The organism is Candidatus Limnocylindrus sp. (assembly GCF_040397235.1).
In the GTDB taxonomy this organism is placed as follows: domain Bacteria; phylum Chloroflexota; class Limnocylindria; order Limnocylindrales; family Limnocylindraceae; genus Limnocylindrus.
In genome coordinates this window covers 1-16,632 of sequence record NZ_JBBAWH010000003.1, presented here as the reverse complement: position 1 = coordinate 16,632, position 16,632 = coordinate 1, and the positions used below count along the sequence as shown (strand labels likewise).

The following is a 16,632-nucleotide window of genomic DNA, read 5'->3' as shown; positions in this document are numbered from 1 at the left end:
TAGGCGGTAGAATCTCTGTATGGAACGCAGAGCGGCATCTCGTATGACGCTCCGCCGCGCCATCGCGCTCGCAGGGGCCGCCCTCCTCTGCTTCTCAGGCGTGATGGGAGTGGCGGGCGCTAATCCGACCCCTGCGGCTGCCGCCACCTTCGTGCAGAAGCCATGCACCGACTGGAAGAGCCAGATCTCACCCCCTGACACCATCCGAGTGCTGCGCACGAACTCCGGCGTGGTCGAAGAGATCCCCTTCAAGCTCTACGTCTACCGCACCCACGTGGCCGAGTTCTACACCGAGTACAAGGCGAGCCCTTACAGCGATGCCCTGCTCGGTGTTGGCGCGATTGCCATTAAGCAGAACGCATGGTCGTGGACCATGAAGCGCCCAAGCGGCGAGCGAAACTGGTGGGCACTCTCAACGACCAATGCCACCCAGCAGGCCTGGGTACTCGGAGACATTGCCGATGACGGCAAGATCAATGGAACCTTTGGCCGTTCCGGAAAGACAAACTCAGAAAAAGCTGCAGAGAACTTCAAAATTCGCGTCGCCATGCGCATTCGTTTTGGCGCCGACCTCTTAGACGATGGCATCGGTGGCCTCGTGCGCAACGACGCGACTGGGCACTACACCGCACCGATCGCCGTCTATAACGAGAGTGGCGGAGTCACTCCCGTCACCAGCCTCCCCGCCGACACCCCGCGATCGTGCTTTGACGTAACCGACGAGCCGTCCATCAATCAGATCTATCGCACCGGCGGCATCTACGACCCAGGTTGGACTTCGGGTAGTCGTAGCAACGCGCGCTATAACGCCGCGGTTGACGCTACCTGGGGGATCACCGTTCAGCGCCTGAAGGACGACGGCAAGTGGTTCTTCGCGAATCCAGGCTTCTACGGCAGCTGGAATGGTGGGGGCGGCTCCGTGACTGGCTGTCTTGCGCCGCCGAAGCCTGGGCAAGGAGGCATCCCGCTTCGACATGCCACTCAGCCGGGGCATTGGCGCGGCGTCTCCATCTTCGTCATGAACGCGGATACCTGCGCGAAGGAGCACGACCTCTCGGTCGAAGAGTTGATCCGATACGTCTGGTACACCGTTGATGCGACGGCCACGGGTGAAACCTCGTACAGCGTTCCCGGTTCGCGTGCCTATAAGTACAGCATCAACTGGGTGGAGCCGAACCGCGTCATCTCGCCAGGCATCGATGTCACTGGCGATGGAAAGGGTGACTTCACCGCCATCGGCGCTGATGGTTCGATTAAGTTCATCTCCGCAGACAAGTACGTGGGGAAGAACGGGCGCCTCCGTAATCGGGTGCCGGGGGCCGTTCCGGCGTTGGCTGGCACCACCCTCATCGACCGCGAAATTGCCCGAACTGAGCGTGATGGGGGCCTCTCGGTGCTCAGCCTCTGGCGCGCAGCCAACGGCGCCACGAGCCTCATCAAGACCCCAATCTCCAGCGGCGTCCTTGGCACCTCGGTCACCATCCTTGACGCCTACACAGGCTTTGATGCGACGGCAAACCTCACCCTCGATGCTGCCGACACCTCGGCCGACATCATTCAAGAGTTCTTCATTACCGAGCGCACTCCCGACGCGACCGACGCCACCTCGGCTCGCCTGCGCCTCTTTGAGGTCAATGCCGACGGTGTGGTGATGCAGCTGCTTGAAACCACAACCAGCGCCGACGCGGTAACGGTGCTTCGCGACGTCACTGGCGATGGCGTACCAGACGCCACCCTACTCTGGCGTGCAACTGATGGAGCGCTCATGGCATCACAGGCGGCAGGCTCAGTGAGTTTCACGCCGAGCACACAGTGGTCGCTCGGCGCCCTGAGTACGCCGGGGGCACTGCTCTGGCCGATCGCCAGCGGCTGGAGCGTTACCGCAGTTGATGCGTTGGGCGATACAGGTTCCGAGCTGTATTTGAGCTATCGCGATCTCAAGGGGATCGGGCACATCGTGCGCCTGGCCATGCTCGAGGTTCTCGATGTTGCTGCCCCTCCTGTCGTCAGCCCTGATCTTCTCTTCACCCCTGAGACGGCACCTGCGCAATCTACGGTTGTCCGAAAAGGTGAGAGCGCGCTCGCTAAGGTTGCAGCGCGCCTTGGGTACAAGGTCAACACCCCCGCTTACACGAAGTTCTTTGCGCTGAATGCAGGGCCGGTACGGCTTGAGACAATTCGTAAGGGCGATACGTACTTGAAGATCGCAACGCGCGTTGGGCGCAATGAGGGCTGTCTCCGCTCCATGAACCCGAAGAGCTCCACGATTGCCTATCCGGCTAAGGTGCTCATTGTCGGAAAGACCGTGAACGTGCCTGTCGACACAACCTGTGTGTACACCGCGAAGAGCGTGATGTATCGCAATGCACCAGTGCGCATCCTCGCGGGTGAGGTTGTCTGGTTGCGCGCTGCTGATACGTGGGATGTCGTTGCAACCCGTGCCGCCGCCATCGGTGTGACGGTGGATGCCGCCGGCCTCGCCGCCCTGAATCCAACCATTGACCTCACCACCGCCACCGCAGGTACCGAGGTGCGGATCCGCGCCCCATGGGCCGCCGTGGTGCGCAGCAACGTTCCGGCCACCATCTTCGCTGTAGGAGCTCGCACCTACGCCTGGGAGAGCCCGCTCGAGGTCTGGAAGGCCACCGCCTCTGGGAGCGTGCCGAAGCTGATGGTTCGCGACTGGACGGGCGACGGCATCCTCGACCTCTTCTTCACCAGCGTCTCCTCTACGGGCACCGTCACCCTGCAGCGCCTCGGCTACTCAGCCGGCCGGCTGGTGCAGAAAGAGAAGGTCGTCCGGACCTCAGTGGGCAAGGGCTGGACCCTGCAGTAGGCGAAAACGCGCCAATCTTGTGCAAGATCACAATCTAGCCACCCCCTAAACCGCACCCAAGCCCTCCAGAAAGGCCCTATTCTCCCCTTGGCGGCTTCCCCCCTGGCTTGCAGGGGGTGAAATCTGTGCCGTACGCACAAGATTCGGGCACTGCCCGGCGGAGGGGGATCATGTCGAAGGGGTATGGAGCACGCACCGAGGCCGAAACCAAGGCCGCACTCGCCACCGTGGCCAAGGCCGAGAAGGCCGGCATTCGCACCGTGCAGCTGCAGTTCGTTGACCTGCACGGCATTACGAAGAGCGTGCAGATCCCAATCCACATGATGCCGAACGCGATTAAGCACGGCACCTGGTTTGACGGCTCTTCGGTCGAGGGCTTCACGCGCATCGCCGAGAGCGATCAGATGCTGCGCCCAGACATGGACACGTGGCGCATTCTGCCGTGGGCTCCCGCTGAGAGCGGCGCTGGCACGGCGCGCGTGATCTGCGATGTGCTCCTTCCTGACGGTTCACCATTTGCGGGTGATCCACGTGGCGCACTGCGCCGCCAGGTCGAGCGCGCAGCGAAGCTCGGCTACAAGGTGAACATGGGGCCAGAGCTGGAGTTCTTCCTCTTTGAGTACGGCGCCGATGGTCACCCGGTAACGAAGCCGCACGACAAGGCCGGCTACTTCGACTTCACCGGTGACCAGGGAATTGAAGTTCGCCAAGATATGGTCGACGCCCTTGAGGCGCTCGGCATCAAGATTGAAACCGCGCACCACGAGGTGGCACCGGGTCAGCACGAGATTGACTTCGAGTATTCGGACTCACTCTCGACCGCCGACAACGCCACAACCTTTAAGTACGCGCTGAAGGAGATCGCCAAGCAGCACGGGCTCTACGCGAGCTTCATGCCGAAGCCGATCTACGGCATCAACGGTTCAGGCATGCACACGCACATCAGCCTTGCTAGTTTGAAGACTGGCAAGAACGTCTTCTACGACGCGAAGGATAAGTACAGCCTTTCGCCAATCGCGAAGTCGTACATGGCCGGAATTCTGAAGCACGCGCGCTCAATGATCGCGGTGTTGGCACCAACGGTGAACTCGTACAAACGACTGGTTCCCGGATACGAGGCGCCAACCTACCTGGTGTGGGGTCGACGCAATCGTTCGGCACTGATTCGCGTGCCGATGATTTCGGCGGGCCGCTCGGTTGAAGCAACGCGCATGGAGCTGCGCTGCCCAGACCCATCGGCGAACCCATACCTCGCCTTTGCGGTGATGATCGCCGCGGGCCTTGACGGCATCGAGAAGAAGATGGTGCTGCCAGACCCGGTTGAGGAGTCGCTCTACGAGATGGACGCCGTGCGGGTTGCGCAGAAGGGAATCCAGGAGCTGCCAGGCAGCCTGATTGAGGCGATCGGGGAGCTCAAGGCGAACCCGGTCATCTGCGGCGCACTCGGTGAGCACATCCTCTCGCACTTCCTCGACGCCAAGCAGGCCGAGTGGGACGAGTACCGCACGCACGTTTCGAACTGGGAGGTTGAGCGCTACCTCGAGCTCTACTAAGGCAGATCGGGGCGAACCCCGACGATCAAGCGTTCGTTACTTGGCGGCGTGTACTGCGGCATCAAGGCGCGTGAAGTGCACGCCGCCGAGTGCTTTCCCGGCGGCGATGATCGCCTCGAGCACCTCGGCACGGCTCCCACGCCCAATGCACTCGGGGTGGAACGTATAGGTCAGCACCCCCCTGCGCAGGCTCTTGTCGGCGAGTGCTCGCTCATGCGCGAGGCGCAGCTCGGCGAGCGCCACCTCGGCGAAGGCGCTCGGGGGTGAGGCGGGCCCGCCGCCGCGACCCGGTTCGAACCAGGGCCAATCGTCGAGCCAGTGGCTGATCGGCGCCTCGAGCAGCGTGCCATCGGTACCGAGGGTGGAACGTTCGATGGCGTGCTTGTCGCCATGGCGCACGGGGGTGATGCGCGTCTCCTCCCAGGCGAGTGACGAGTCGTAGGTGAAGCCCGCCTCTTCAACAAAGCGCAGCGTCTGCTCGGAGAGCGACCAGTAGGGGGCGCGGAAGCCAACGATCGGTGCGGTGTAGCCGGCTGCATGGGCTGCGGTGGCGAGGGCAGCCTTCTGGCGAGTGATCAGGTCGCGCTCTTCGTTGGCGGGGAGGGCGGCGTGATCTTCATGGGCCCAGCCGTGGCAGCCAACCTCATGGCCGCCGGCAACGATGGCGGCGAGACTCTCGGGCCATGTGTGTGCGGTATGCACCGGCACGAAGAAGGTGGCGGGCACCGATTCGCGCGCGAGAATGCTGAGGATTCGCGGCAGGCCAACTCGCGGGCCGAACTCGCCTGTGGAGCGATCGAAGGGGAGATGCCCCTTCTCTACGTCCGAGCTGATGGCGTCGTGATCGAAGGTCAGCGCGACCTGCAGGATCACCTCGTTCGCAGCTTGGTTCATGGGCGAAGGGTAGCGCCTATCCGCTATCCTTCCCCTCCCGCGATGCGGGATCGGTCGGGGCGTAGCGCAGCTTGGTAGCGCGCGTCGTTCGGGACGACGAGGTCGGAGGTTCAAATCCTCTCGCCCCGACCAGTTTCAATCTTCGGATATAATTCCATTATGTCTACAGCAAAACCATCTCCAGACAAGAGCCCGTCGCTCGCGCGTCGGGCCTCTGCTGCGCTCGCACCGTATGCGTCTGTCACTGTCGCCGCAGTGGTGCTCCGCCTCTTCCTCGGCGGCACCATGCTCTATGCCGGCATCGATAAGACCCTGCTTGATCCACGTTTTCTGCGAGCCGAGGGCGTTGGCTCCATTGGTGAGACGCTGCGCTTCTTCGTGGCATCGGGTGGGCCGCTCGCCGGGCTCGTGGAGGCCGTAGCGTTACCGCAACCGGTGCTGATCGGCGCGTTCATGGCCGGGGCCCAACTGCTCGTAGGTGCATCACTGCTGACTGGCTCGTGGGTGCGCTATGGCGCACTGCTCGGCGCGGGCATCTCACTCTCGCTTGCCCTGACATCGACCTGGGGCGTGAGCCCCTACTACTACGGCAACGACCTGCCGTACTTCGTTGGGTTGCTCGCGCTCGCGGCACTCGGCGACGGCGGGGCGTTGCGCCTCGGTGCGCCGGCACAGCGGGCATATGATCCAGCGCGACGCGCAGCCCTCGTGAGCGGCACGGGCGTAGCCGCCGGAATCGTTGCCCTCTTGCTGTTGGATCGATCGCGCGCCGTTTCAGCGATCACTGGGGGTGGAACTCCCACCCCATCGTCAACGCCTGGGGCGAGCCCAACATCTTCCGCATCACCAACCTCCTCAGCGAGCCCAACAGCCGCTCCATCATCGGGGGCGACACCGAAGCCCACGGCAACACCGTCAGCTTCAGCACCTACTGCGGGAACGGTGATCAGCGGTGCACCAAGCCTTGCCGCAGGGCAGGCGCTGAACTTTTCTGCGGGGGGCACCGACGCGGTGCTGGTGAAAGACGGGAGCACTTACCGTGCCTTTGAGCGCGCCTGTACCCATCAGGGAACGAACGTTGATTGGCAGGCAGGGAGTGGCGACTTCTTGTGCCCCAACCATGGCGCACGCTTCGCAGCCACCGGACAGGTAACCATGGGCCCAGCAAACACTCCGCTGCGCGCGATCGAGGTCAGCGTTGCCGCTGACGGCACCGTCACCTATCGCCGCTAGATACCGCTCCTCGGCGATCTAAGCCAAGATACGCACATGCGCCCTTAGCTCAGCGGATAGAGCATCTGGCTTCGGACCAGAGGGTCGGGGGTTCGAGTCCCTCAGGGCGCACCACATATCCTCTCGCAATCTGCTCCGCACGCAGATGTGAATTCTCAAAGATGCGAGTCATTTCGCTTGACCGATCCGCTGATGCGCGCCACGATCAGAACATGAAGATTCTCCTCATCGAAGACGACGCTCGACTTGGGCCGCTGATTGCGCGACTCCTTACCGCCGAGCGCCATACCGTGCAGCTCTCTGCGACCGGCGCTGACGGCATCTCGTTCTGGGAGTCGGCATCGTGGGATCTCATCATTCTTGATCGCATGCTCCCGGATCTTGAGGGCTCATCGATTCTGCGCGACCGCCGTCACGCCGGCGACACCACGCCGGTCCTGATGCTCACCGCCCTCGGTACCGTTGACGACCGCGTCGAGGGGCTCGACTCGGGCGCCGACGACTACCTGACCAAGCCATTCGCCGCCACGGAACTGTTGGCGCGCGTGCGTGCCCTCGGCCGTCGCGGTGAGATGTCGGCGAGCGGCGAAGCCGAGCGCGAGGTGGTGCCAGGCCTACTGCTTGATGAGGGCCGTCACGCCTTCACCGCGGGCGAGAAGGTTATTGATCTCTCGGCGCGCGAGTACGCCCTCATCGCCTACCTGATTCGTAATCGTGGGATCGCCCTGACCCGGCAGCAGCTGCTCGACGAGGTGTGGGGAGCCGAGCCCGATGTCTACTCCAACGTGGTGGATCTCTATGTGCACTATCTGCGCAAGAAGTTTGAAGAGGCAGGCTTTAACGACTTGCTAAAGACCGTGCGCGGCGTTGGCTATCGGTTGGCCGACGCACCAAAAGAGAAGTAGCCGTGCCGCTTCGCGACGAATTCAGCGGCGAGGGAATTGAGGCGCTCTTGGCGCGCACCCGTCGCCAGATGTCGATCTTCATCCTTGGCGCAACGGCGCTGATCGTGGCGGTAGTCGGCGTTGGTGGGGCCGTGGCCGGCAACAGCGCGCTCGACGCTGGGCTCGACAACGCCCTGGTGGCGCGGGCGCAGAGCATTGTCAGCGAAATCCAAAAGGAGCTCCCACCACTCCCAGAGCCCTCTCCTGGACCCGGAGAGTCACCCGATCCGAACGCGAGCCCCAGCGCTCCAGAAGAGCCGGAAGATTCGGAGAAGCCAGAGGAGTCGGAGAAGCCGGAAGATTCGGAGAAGCCAGAGGAGTCGGAGAAGCCAGATGACGAAGACGACAACGACGACAGTGGTCGTGCGCCATCCGCAATCAACGTGGTGTTCATCGTTATTTCTGGCGCCCATCGTGCCGATGCACCACCTTCGATTCCGCCCGGAATCAGCGACGAAGAGTTTGGCGCTGGCGGCCCGTGGGCGGTGCTCGACATAAACGGTGCAATCCTCGCGCGTTCGGCGGGAGGCGGAGTTGAATTCCCCGTCATCACCCTGATTGACCCGACGGCAACGCGACCCTCCGCGCAAACTGTGTTGATTGGCCGCACTGAGTTCCGCGTCGTCACCACCCCGATCCGGCACCCGCAGGACCCGAACGGCAAGGTGCTCGGCTATGTGCAGGTGGCAGGTCGTCTCGATGTTCGTGATGCCCAGCGGGAGAACCTGTTCGGCTCGCTGGTGCTTGTTGCGCTTCTATCACTCGGTGGCGCGCTGGTGATGGCGCTGTTGATCGCTCGTCGTGCCCTAGCCCCCATCGCCGCCGCCGCCGCGCGAGAGCGCGCCATGGTGGCGAGTGCCTCCCATGAGCTACGCACGCCTGCCTCGGTAATTCTTTCGAGCGCTGAGATCTTGGAGCGCGAGGGGCTCGTAAAGCCCGCGGGCCTCGAGTTGCTGCGCGGCATTGCGGCGGAGTCGGAGCGACTCGGCCGCCTGAGCGCCGATCTCCTCACCCTCTCAAGCCGACAGACGAACGCGGAGGGTGGCGAGCGCATGGTGACCGTTGATCTGCATCCGATCAATCTTGATGATGTCGGACGTGAAGTGCTCGAACGCGCCGGACCGCTGGCGAATCGCGTCGGACTTGGACTGCGTGCGAACATCGGACGAAAGCGCCTCACCATCGCGGGCGACACCGATCGACTGATTCAGCTGGTGCTCGGCCTGGTCGAAAACGCCATCCGCCACTCTCCGGCCTCAGGTTCGATCACCATTGGCACCAGCTTCACTGAAGGGTTCGCCACCATCTGGGTCGATGACGAAGGCCCAGGGGTGCCACTCTCCGAGCGCGAGCGCATCTTTGAGCCGTTCTATCGCGGCGCCGGACAGCCGCGCAGCCACGGCGGCGCGGGGCTCGGCCTCGCCATCGCGCGCTGCATTGCTACCGCCCATAACGGCACCATTGCCGCGGAGACCGCCGTTGGTGGTGGTGCGCGCATGATCGTGCGCATCCCGCTCGCCGCCAAGAGGTAGCCCCCGATGGGTGCTGGCACTCCAGTGATCGCACTGCTCACTGAGCACGGTGTGCCGTTCACGCTGCACGAATATGAGCTCGAGCCGCTCAGTGGCATCGACCAACATCGCGGCGAGCGCATCGCCTACGGCGACGCAGCGGCAGCCGCCCTCGGCATCTCACCTGATCGTCTCTATAAGACGCTCGTCCTTGCTATCGAGGGGGCGAAGGATGCGCGACTCCTCTTTGCTCTCGCGGTGGTGCCGAGCAGCGGCGAGCTCTCCGAGAAGGGGGTTGCGGTGGCGTTAGGTGCGAAGCGAGCGGCGCTCGCGGATGCCGAGAGCGTGCGACGTGTCACGGGCTATGTGCCGGGCGGCGTGAGCCCGCTTGGCTCCAAGCGACCGCTGCCGCTGCTCCTCGATTCTGGGGCGAGTGCCCACGCTACGATCGTCGTCTCAGCGGGGCAGCGCGGTCACTCGATTGAACTGTCGCCCGCCGATCTCCTGCGAGTTGGAGGGGGCGTTATGGCACCGATCGGCGTCACGCGATGATTCGCAGCGCGCGACATCCGCACCTCACGCCTTCTTCTGAGCCTGAGGTGCATCCGCAGGTTCCTGATTACCTGCAGGCGACCGCGATCACTCTTGGTATTGATGGCGTTTCGGTCACCCTGCTGCCTGATGCCGGCCTTCGCGTTGGCAGCATCGTCATTGGCGATCGCGAACTTCTGGTCCGTGAAAATGGTCACCCCGCAACGTGGGGGATCTTTCCGATGGCGCCGTGGGCCGGGCGCATGGCAAACGCCACGTTCACCGACCTCGTGGGCGTCACGCACCAGTTCCCACCAACCTGGGGCGATCACGCCTTTCACGGCCGCCTCTACCAGAACAGCGCAAACGAGCAGAGCGTTGCAGGTGACGGCACCTCGGCGGTGATGTACGCGCCGCTTGATCGCGCCGCTGGCTGGCCACTCAACGCACGAGCCGCAGTTGCTGCGGCGCTGACAGGAAACGCCGCAGCTGGTGCCCTCACGATCACGCTGACCATTACGGCAGAAGCGGCACAGCTCGTCACTGCGGGGTGGCACCCCTGCTTCCGTCGCTTCTTGTTAGACGCCACAGAACGCCGCGAGACGGGTGTCGAGGGGGTGCTGGCCTTTGCACCGACGGGCGTGTTGGCGCGCGATGCAGCGATGCCCGGCTTGCATCTTGTTGATGCGGTGCAACCGGCCGTTGATGGCGGCGTTGCCGCCCCAGGATCCGGTGCAGTCTGGGATGACCCCTTCGTGGGTGTCACCGCGCCGCCACAGATCGCCTGGGGTGACGCGCTCACGCTCACCCTCAACGCAGGGCCAGCCGTGACGCACTGGATGGTCTACGACCCCGACGATGCCCTCTGTGTCGAACCGCAGGTGGGCCCCCCAGATGCACTCCACCGAGGTGGCGCGATCCAGCTCAAGGCGGGGGAGAGCCTGGTGGTGCCGCTCACCTTGGCGTGGACCACGAAGATTTGAACCTCCTCACGCGGCGGAGCGCAGGTTTTGATGGACACCGACGGGGTGCTCACCGCCACCGAGGAGTTCCGGTCCCGCACGATCTAGCTTCATTTATTAGCGACTTCTCACGAGTTCCTGTGTGCTCACACAGGACGCCCGCACCGCCAGGCACCGATCATGGCTATAGCGACCGAGGCGATAGCCGCGGCGATTGAAAGGAGCAATCTGATGGCAGAGAAGAAGAGTTCATTCGAGGGCCAGGAACTCGCACCGATGAAGCCATGGCGCCCCGAGTACGCACCGCAGGCGGTCTCCAGTGGTCGCCACCCAGTTTCAACGATTGTCGCCTTCGTACTGGCCGCCGGATTCGGCCTCTCGATCGGCAGCGCGTTCGCAAGCGAGGCAGGCATTTTGCCGCCACTCGGTGGCGCTGAGGCCGCAGTTGTGGTTGACGAGTCGCCCGTTCCGTCAGTGGACCCAACGCCTGTCGTTGATGTCACGCCGGCACCAACCGAGGTGCCCGTCGTTGATCCAGCCCCTGGCACTGACCCGATTGTCTCTCCGCCACCAGTAGGCGGCTTGGACGACGAAGATGAAGACGACGACGAAGATGACGATGAGGACGAAGATGAAGACGACGACGAAGATGACGATGAGGACGAAGAAGAAGACGAAGACGAGGACGGCGACGACGACTAAGCTCTAGCTGCCCAATAACAACGAGTCGCCGCAGCTCACTTGCGGGTAAGCTGCGGCAGCTCTGCGTCTAGGAGCGACGCCGTGTACCCTGCAGCAATGCCATCAGCACCACTCGGATTCGCCACTCGACATCCGCGACTCGGCGCGGCGCTTGGGGCCCTGGCGATCTCACAATCCTCAACGCTGGCCAAGCTCTCTGGCGGCTCACCTGCGGTCGTCACCCTCTTTCGCGGGGTGATATCACTGCCGTTTCTCTGGTTCATCGCACGCCGCGAAGGGCACACGGCCAAACGTCGTGATCGTCTGCTCGCCGTCGGCGCTGGCGCACTCTTCGCCCTCGACCTGCAGTGCTTCCACATCTCTATTCCGTTGCTTGGCGTGGGCCTGGCGACCGTGGTGCCGAACGCGCAGGTCTTCATCGTTGGCCTATATGCCGCACTGATGGGGGAGCGCACGCCAGGCCGTGCCGTCGCGGCGATTCCCTTCGCCTTCCTCGGACTGCTTCTGCTGGCCCAGGTGGTGGATCCGTTTGCCGGAGCACTCAACGTGTCGGCCGGCAGCGATCCAGCACTCGGCGTGCTCTGGGGGCTCGGCGCGGCGAGCTTCTACGGCCTCTACCTGGTGATCACGCGCCGCATCTCCTCGGGCTCGAGCGCCGTAGGGCCATTCGGCATGCTGCGTGACGCAGCGATCGGCATGATCCTCGTTTCGGGGATCATCGCCGCGGCTGGTGGAACGCTCCTCCCACCCGACCTCTGGCCAGGGATCGGCTACCTCGTGCTCCTCGCCCTCATGTCGCAGGTGCTCGGCTACCCGCTGATCAATGCCTCGATTCCGCATCTTCCGAGTGTCGTCGGCTCGGTGCTCCTCTTTGTGCAGCCGCTGATGACCGTGGTTGCGGGGGCGCTGATCTTCGGCGAGATCCCAGCACCCGGGCAACTGCTCGGCGCGCTGATCCTCTTTGCGGGGGTGCTGGTCGCGGCGCGCCGCTAGGCGGGCTTACGCAGCGTTAAGAGTCGCGCCGGATTCTCGACGGTGATCGTCTTGATCGTTGCCGCGTTCACGCCCGCAGCAGCCAGCCGCGGCAGGAAAGTTTTCTGCAGATAGGTGTAGCCGTTGCCGCCGTACGAGGCGAGCTGCGAGTCGTGGCAAACATCTTGGCTCAGCAGAATCTGCTTCTCAAATCCTTCGTTCAAGAGCGTGCCGATCAACTCCACGACCTTCGGCTCACCAGCGCGCTCAAGCGGCGTAAAGCTCATCCCTAAGAAGTCAGCCTCAACATGTGCGCCGCGTCGTACGATCTCGCGCCAATGTTCAATGCGCGGATGCGAGTCGCAGTGGCCAATGACAATGCGTGCCGGGTCGAGTCCTTCATCTTCAAGAATTGCTAGTTGCGCCAGGCCAACGTCGCTCTGCACCGCGTGGGTGGTGACCGACGCGCCGGTGCGTAGGGCGGCGCGGGCGGCGGCGCGGAAGATGCGCTCCTCTTGCGCGGTGACCCACGGCTTGTCCGTGCCGATCTCGCCGATGATCCCTGGTCGCACTGGGCCGTCAACAAACTCTTGCACGATCTCGTCGGCGAGATCGTCGATGGAGCGGCGATCGATGCGCGCCTCGGCGGGGTAGTAGGCCTGGCGGTACCAGCCGGCACCGGCCACGATGTGCAGCCCGGTCGCCTGTGAGAGGCGGGCCAGCCGCGCCAGGTCTCGGCCGATGCCAATCGGGGTCACATCGACCAGGGTGCCGCCGCCGAGGGCCTTATAGGCGGCCAGCTCCTCGTTGATCCGTGGCTCGTCGCCGATCAGCTCCCAGTAGTCCCAGCGGCTCTCGATCCACCAGAGGCTGCACTTGGTGTGCTCGTGGGGGAGGGTGAATCCGAGGTCGCCAGGCGCTACGGGGCCGAGGACGGTTTGGACCTGGCCGGGGGCGGCGCGGTTGCTCATAGGGGCATCCTACGGCCTGCGCAGCCCGCGCAACCCCTTGGCAGCAGGCTGGCCAGAGTGGGATCATCGCCCCCAAGGCGCTGAGGTGGCCCGCTGGGCCTGCCCCGCCGGATTATGTGAGGTATTGACGAGATGAAGATCAAGTCGACACTCCTGGCGCTCCTTGCAGGTGCCGCCATCGTGGTCGGAGCCTGTGGTGGCTCAGCTGCGAGCCCAAGCGCAAGTACCGCAACAGGCACTGTCTGTGAGCAGGCGATCGCCGCTGGCGAGCCAGCCACCACGCTGCTCGGGAAGATCTGCGCCGCTGGCGTGATCAAGATCGCAACCGACCCAGCCTATCCACCATATTCCGCGCTGAATGCAGCCGGCGAGTATGTTGGCTTCGACTCAGACTCCGCTCGTGAGACGGCCAAGCGCCTCGGCGTCACCGTTGAGTGGGTAACGCCTGACTGGGCCGCAGTCACCGCGGGTAGCTGGGGCGGTCGATGGGATATCTCCATCGGCTCCATGACCCAGACCGAGGCTCGTGCCGAGGTGGTCGACTTCCTTGAGCCGTACTTCTATGAGGCTGGCTACCTGTTGGTTGCCACCGACTCGACGTACACCACGGTCGCCGACCTTGCAGGTAAGACAATCTGCGCTGGTGAGAGCACCACACACGCCACGTGGATTGAGACCGGATTCGCCGGCAGCACCGTGGTCGATGTGTTCAATGCGCCGCCAGCGGGTGCCATTCTCAAGACCTATACAACCGACTACAACTGCATCGAGGCGTACCTTGCGGGCCGCACCGATGACTGGGACGCCATGGCACAGAGCCGTGAGTTCATGGAGAACGCAATCGCAAATTCTGACGGCAAGCTGAAGTTCCTCTCAGAGGAGCCAAACTTCGCTGGGCGAATCTCGTTTGCGCTCGACAAGTCGGGTCCAGATACGGCATCGGCACTCGTTGCGATCAACGAGATCATTGCCGCGATGCACGCGGACGGTACGTTGTCGGGCTTCTCGATGACGCACCTGAATCGCGACATTACGAAGCCGTAACGTTTCGGTAGCAAACATTTGGGAAGGGGAGCTGCGGGTCAAACCGCAGCTCCCCTTCCCATGCCAGAGGGGGTGCCGTGCACGCTGATGCCGAGCGACTAGCCAAAGCGGTTGCCAAGGACGAGGCACTTCGTGCCGCGCGCTGGCAGCTACGGTTTCGCCTCGGCTGGGCTGCGCTCTTGTCGATGCTCGCGGCGTTCGTCTTCCTCTCCCTCAACGTAGAGATTGACTTCATTGCACGCGCAACTCCATTCATCGTTGAGGGGATCTGGATCACCCTCGCCGTCTCCTCCGCATCGATCGTTCTGGCGACGCTCCTAGCCGCCATTGGCGCGCTCGGTCGCCTCTCCAGCAACGCCGTCGTCAACGCGCTCGCCTCGTTCTACGTCAGCTTCTTCCGCGGCACGCCGCTCATCTTGCAGCTGCTCGTTTGGTACCTGGCCCTGCCGCAGGTCGGCATCATTCTTGACCCAATCTTCTGTGCCATTGGCGCCCTCGGCATGAACTACGGCGCCTATATGACCGAGATCTTCCGCGCCGGCATCCAGGCGGTACCGCTCGGGCAGCGCGAGGCCGCCGCAGCGCTCGGTATGTCGGGCAGCACAGCCTTCCGCCGGATCATCGCCCCTCAGGCGTTCCGCATCATCGTGCCAGCCATCGGCAACGACTTTGTCGCCATGTTGAAGGACTCCGCCCTCGCCTCGACCGTCGCGCTGCACGAGATCGTCTGGCGCGCTCGCAACATCGGCCAGAAGGAGTTCAAGACGCTGCAGACCTTCATCATCGCCGCGATGATCTACTGGACGCTGACCATCGTCTTTACGGCGGTGCAGAATCGCATTGAGTCCCGCCTCGCTGCGGGAGATCGAAACAAGGCGGTGAAGGGGTGAGCGACATGAAGCAGCTCTCAACGACCCCGGCGGTGCATGCGCTCCACCCAGCCGAGAAGCCAGGCGCGTTGGTGAAGCCTGGCGCCGAGCCGGTGCTCAAAGCCACGAACATCACCAAGTGGTTTGGCGAGAACTACGTGCTGCGCGGTGCCTCGATCACGGTGTGGCCGGGCGAGACCGTCTGCATCCTCGGGCGTTCGGGCTCAGGGAAGAGCACCTTCCTGCGCAGCTTGAACTTCCTCGAGGATCCAACCGACGGCACCGTTGAGATTGATGGCGTCATTGTGGGTGCCGACCCCTTCCATAAAGAGGGGAGTGAGCGGCAAGATCGTATCCGCGAGGTGCGCATGCGCGCCGGAATGGTCTTCCAGGAGTTCAACCTCTTCCCGCATCTCAGTGTGATTGAGAACTGCGTAGAGGCGCCGATTCACGTGAAGGGGATTCCGCGCAAAGAGGCAGAGGCGATCGCCGAGAAGTACCTCGCCAAGGTCGGCCTGCTCGAGAAGCGCGACGAGTATCCATCGCGACTCTCTGGCGGCCAGCGCCAGCGCGTTGCGATTGCGCGCGCGCTCACCATGCAGCCGAAGGTGCTTCTGTTCGACGAGCCAACCTCGGCGCTCGACCCAACGCTGGTGGGCGAGGTGCTCAAGGTCATGGCGGACCTGGCGCACGAAGGGCGCACCATGATCGTGGTCACCCACGAGATGGACTTTGCGCATGAGGCGGCCGACCGCGTCTACTACATGGATCAAGGCGAGTTCGCCGAGGTTGGACCACCAGAGCAGGTGATTGACGCACCAAAGGACCCACGCACCAAGGAGTTCCTCTCGCGCTTCCGCACCCTCGGCGCAAAGAAGTAGCCATGGCGGGCGTCGCAGCCGACCTGCTCGTTGTTGGCGGCGGTGTCTGGGGCACCTGGACCGCGCTACACGCACGACGACTCGGCGCTTCCGTGCAACTAATTGAAGAGCGCGAGCCCGGCGGCCCTAAGACCACCTCTGGCGATTACAGCCGCATCATTCGCCACTCGCATGGCGAGGATGCGCTGCTGATGAGTTGGACGCAGCGCACACTTCCTGCGTGGAAAGAGCTGGGCGAGCAGGCCGGCGAGCAGATCTTTGTGGAGAGTGGTGTCGCCTGGTTCGTGTCGGGCGATGGCGTTTGGGAGGCGAACTCTGAAGCGCGCATGCGCGAGGCGGGTGTGCCGTGCGAGCGCATCACCCCAGAGGAGGCGCTGCACCGTTGGCCAGCGCTCGGCACCGATGGCCTGACCTCAGTGCTCTACGAGCCGACCGCCGGCTTCCTGCGCGCGGGGAACGGCGTGCGCGCAGCGGCGCGCATGTTCGAACGTGAGGGTGGGGTGATCGTGCGCGGCCGCGCAACGCCAGCAGCAAATGGCAGCGCTCTTGACGCCAGCGGCGCACCGATCGCCGCAGGGGCAACGGTATGGGCGGCGGGGCCGTGGCTCCCCGAACTCTTCCCGCAGCTCGTGGGCGCCGATGCCGAGGCCTCGATTATTCCGGTGCGCCGCGACGCGATCTACTTCGATGCGCCGCACATGGGTGTTGGCGAGATGCCAACCTGGATTG

15 protein-coding genes and 2 tRNA genes are annotated in these 16,632 nt (G+C 63.7%); 15 read left to right on the top strand and 2 right to left on the bottom strand.

From position 1 onward, the window contains the following. Nucleotides 1-19 precede the first annotated feature (19 nt). The gene (locus tag AC3LB0_RS03315) at nt 20-2,836 is read left to right on the top strand and encodes a hypothetical protein (protein WP_488649745.1); all 2,817 of its coding nucleotides are present in this window, start codon (nt 20-22) and stop codon (nt 2,834-2,836) included. Between the two features lie 170 nt (nt 2,837-3,006). Beyond that, complete coding sequence (gene glnA, locus AC3LB0_RS03310) at nt 3,007-4,389, top strand: type I glutamate--ammonia ligase (protein WP_488649744.1); 1,383 nt, start codon at nt 3,007-3,009, stop codon at nt 4,387-4,389. Between the two features lie 36 nt (nt 4,390-4,425). Here the strand turns inward: glnA and AC3LB0_RS03305 are convergent, their stop codons facing one another. Then, nucleotides 4,426-5,283: a polysaccharide deacetylase family protein gene (locus tag AC3LB0_RS03305; RefSeq protein WP_488649743.1), complete on the bottom strand. Its 858-nt coding sequence runs from the start codon at nt 5,281-5,283 to the stop codon at nt 4,426-4,428. A 55-nt stretch (nt 5,284-5,338) separates the two neighbouring features. Here AC3LB0_RS03305 and AC3LB0_RS03300 point away from each other — a divergent pair. The 9 genes from AC3LB0_RS03300 (at nt 5,339) to AC3LB0_RS03260 (ending at nt 12,159) form a co-directional block, all read left to right on the top strand. Next, a tRNA-Pro gene (locus AC3LB0_RS03300) sits at nt 5,339-5,415 on the top strand. 27 nt (nt 5,416-5,442) lie between these two features. Beyond that, entirely contained in the window at nt 5,443-6,516 is a 1,074-nt protein-coding gene (locus AC3LB0_RS03295) for a Rieske 2Fe-2S domain-containing protein (protein ID WP_488649742.1), read from the top strand. 38 nt (nt 6,517-6,554) lie between these two features. Then, nucleotides 6,555-6,630 (top strand) — tRNA-Arg (locus tag AC3LB0_RS03290). Nucleotides 6,631-6,728: 98 nt separating this feature from the next. Next, nucleotides 6,729-7,421 carry a response regulator transcription factor gene (locus AC3LB0_RS03285; RefSeq protein ID WP_488649741.1) on the top strand — a complete coding sequence of 231 codons (693 nt, stop codon included), beginning with the start codon at nt 6,729-6,731 and terminating at the stop codon, nt 7,419-7,421. Nucleotides 7,422-7,423: 2 nt separating this feature from the next. After that, nucleotides 7,424-8,992: a sensor histidine kinase gene (locus tag AC3LB0_RS03280; protein WP_488649740.1), complete on the top strand. Its 1,569-nt coding sequence runs from the start codon at nt 7,424-7,426 to the stop codon at nt 8,990-8,992. Nucleotides 8,993-8,998: 6 nt separating this feature from the next. After that, complete coding sequence (locus AC3LB0_RS03275; protein WP_488649739.1) at nt 8,999-9,523, top strand: aminoacyl-tRNA deacylase; 525 nt, start codon at nt 8,999-9,001, stop codon at nt 9,521-9,523. Further along, nucleotides 9,520-10,485, top strand: a complete 966-nt coding sequence (locus tag AC3LB0_RS03270; protein WP_488649738.1) for an aldose epimerase family protein — start codon at nt 9,520-9,522, stop codon at nt 10,483-10,485. Before AC3LB0_RS03275 ends, AC3LB0_RS03270 begins: the two co-directional genes overlap by 4 nt. Before the next feature lie 210 nt (nt 10,486-10,695). Further along, nucleotides 10,696-11,166, top strand: a complete 471-nt coding sequence (locus AC3LB0_RS03265; RefSeq protein WP_488649737.1) for a hypothetical protein — start codon at nt 10,696-10,698, stop codon at nt 11,164-11,166. A 96-nt stretch (nt 11,167-11,262) separates the two neighbouring features. Then, the gene (locus AC3LB0_RS03260) at nt 11,263-12,159 is read left to right on the top strand and encodes a DMT family transporter (protein WP_488649736.1); all 897 of its coding nucleotides are present in this window, start codon (nt 11,263-11,265) and stop codon (nt 12,157-12,159) included. Here the strand turns inward: AC3LB0_RS03260 and AC3LB0_RS03255 are convergent. Continuing rightward, complete coding sequence (locus AC3LB0_RS03255) at nt 12,156-13,109, bottom strand: phosphotriesterase family protein (RefSeq protein ID WP_488649735.1); 954 nt, start codon at nt 13,107-13,109, stop codon at nt 12,156-12,158. The two genes, AC3LB0_RS03260 and AC3LB0_RS03255, sit on opposite strands and share 4 nt — an antisense overlap. Before the next feature lie 132 nt (nt 13,110-13,241). Between AC3LB0_RS03255 and AC3LB0_RS03250 the strand changes: the two genes are divergently transcribed. The 4 genes from AC3LB0_RS03250 to AC3LB0_RS03235 form a co-directional block, all read left to right on the top strand. After that, nucleotides 13,242-14,153 (top strand): transporter substrate-binding domain-containing protein, encoded by a 912-nt coding sequence (locus AC3LB0_RS03250; RefSeq protein WP_488649734.1) that lies wholly within the window; start codon nt 13,242-13,244, stop codon nt 14,151-14,153. Nucleotides 14,154-14,230: 77 nt separating this feature from the next. Beyond that, nucleotides 14,231-15,043 carry an amino acid ABC transporter permease gene (locus AC3LB0_RS03245; RefSeq protein ID WP_488649733.1) on the top strand — a complete coding sequence of 271 codons (813 nt, stop codon included), beginning with the start codon at nt 14,231-14,233 and terminating at the stop codon, nt 15,041-15,043. A gap of 5 nt (nt 15,044-15,048) precedes the next feature. Next, nucleotides 15,049-15,903, top strand: a complete 855-nt coding sequence (locus AC3LB0_RS03240) for an amino acid ABC transporter ATP-binding protein (RefSeq protein WP_488649887.1) — start codon at nt 15,049-15,051, stop codon at nt 15,901-15,903. A 2-nt stretch (nt 15,904-15,905) separates the two neighbouring features. Further along, on the top strand, nt 15,906-16,632 hold a 727-nt coding region (locus AC3LB0_RS03235), incomplete at its 3' end, for an NAD(P)/FAD-dependent oxidoreductase (RefSeq protein ID WP_488649732.1).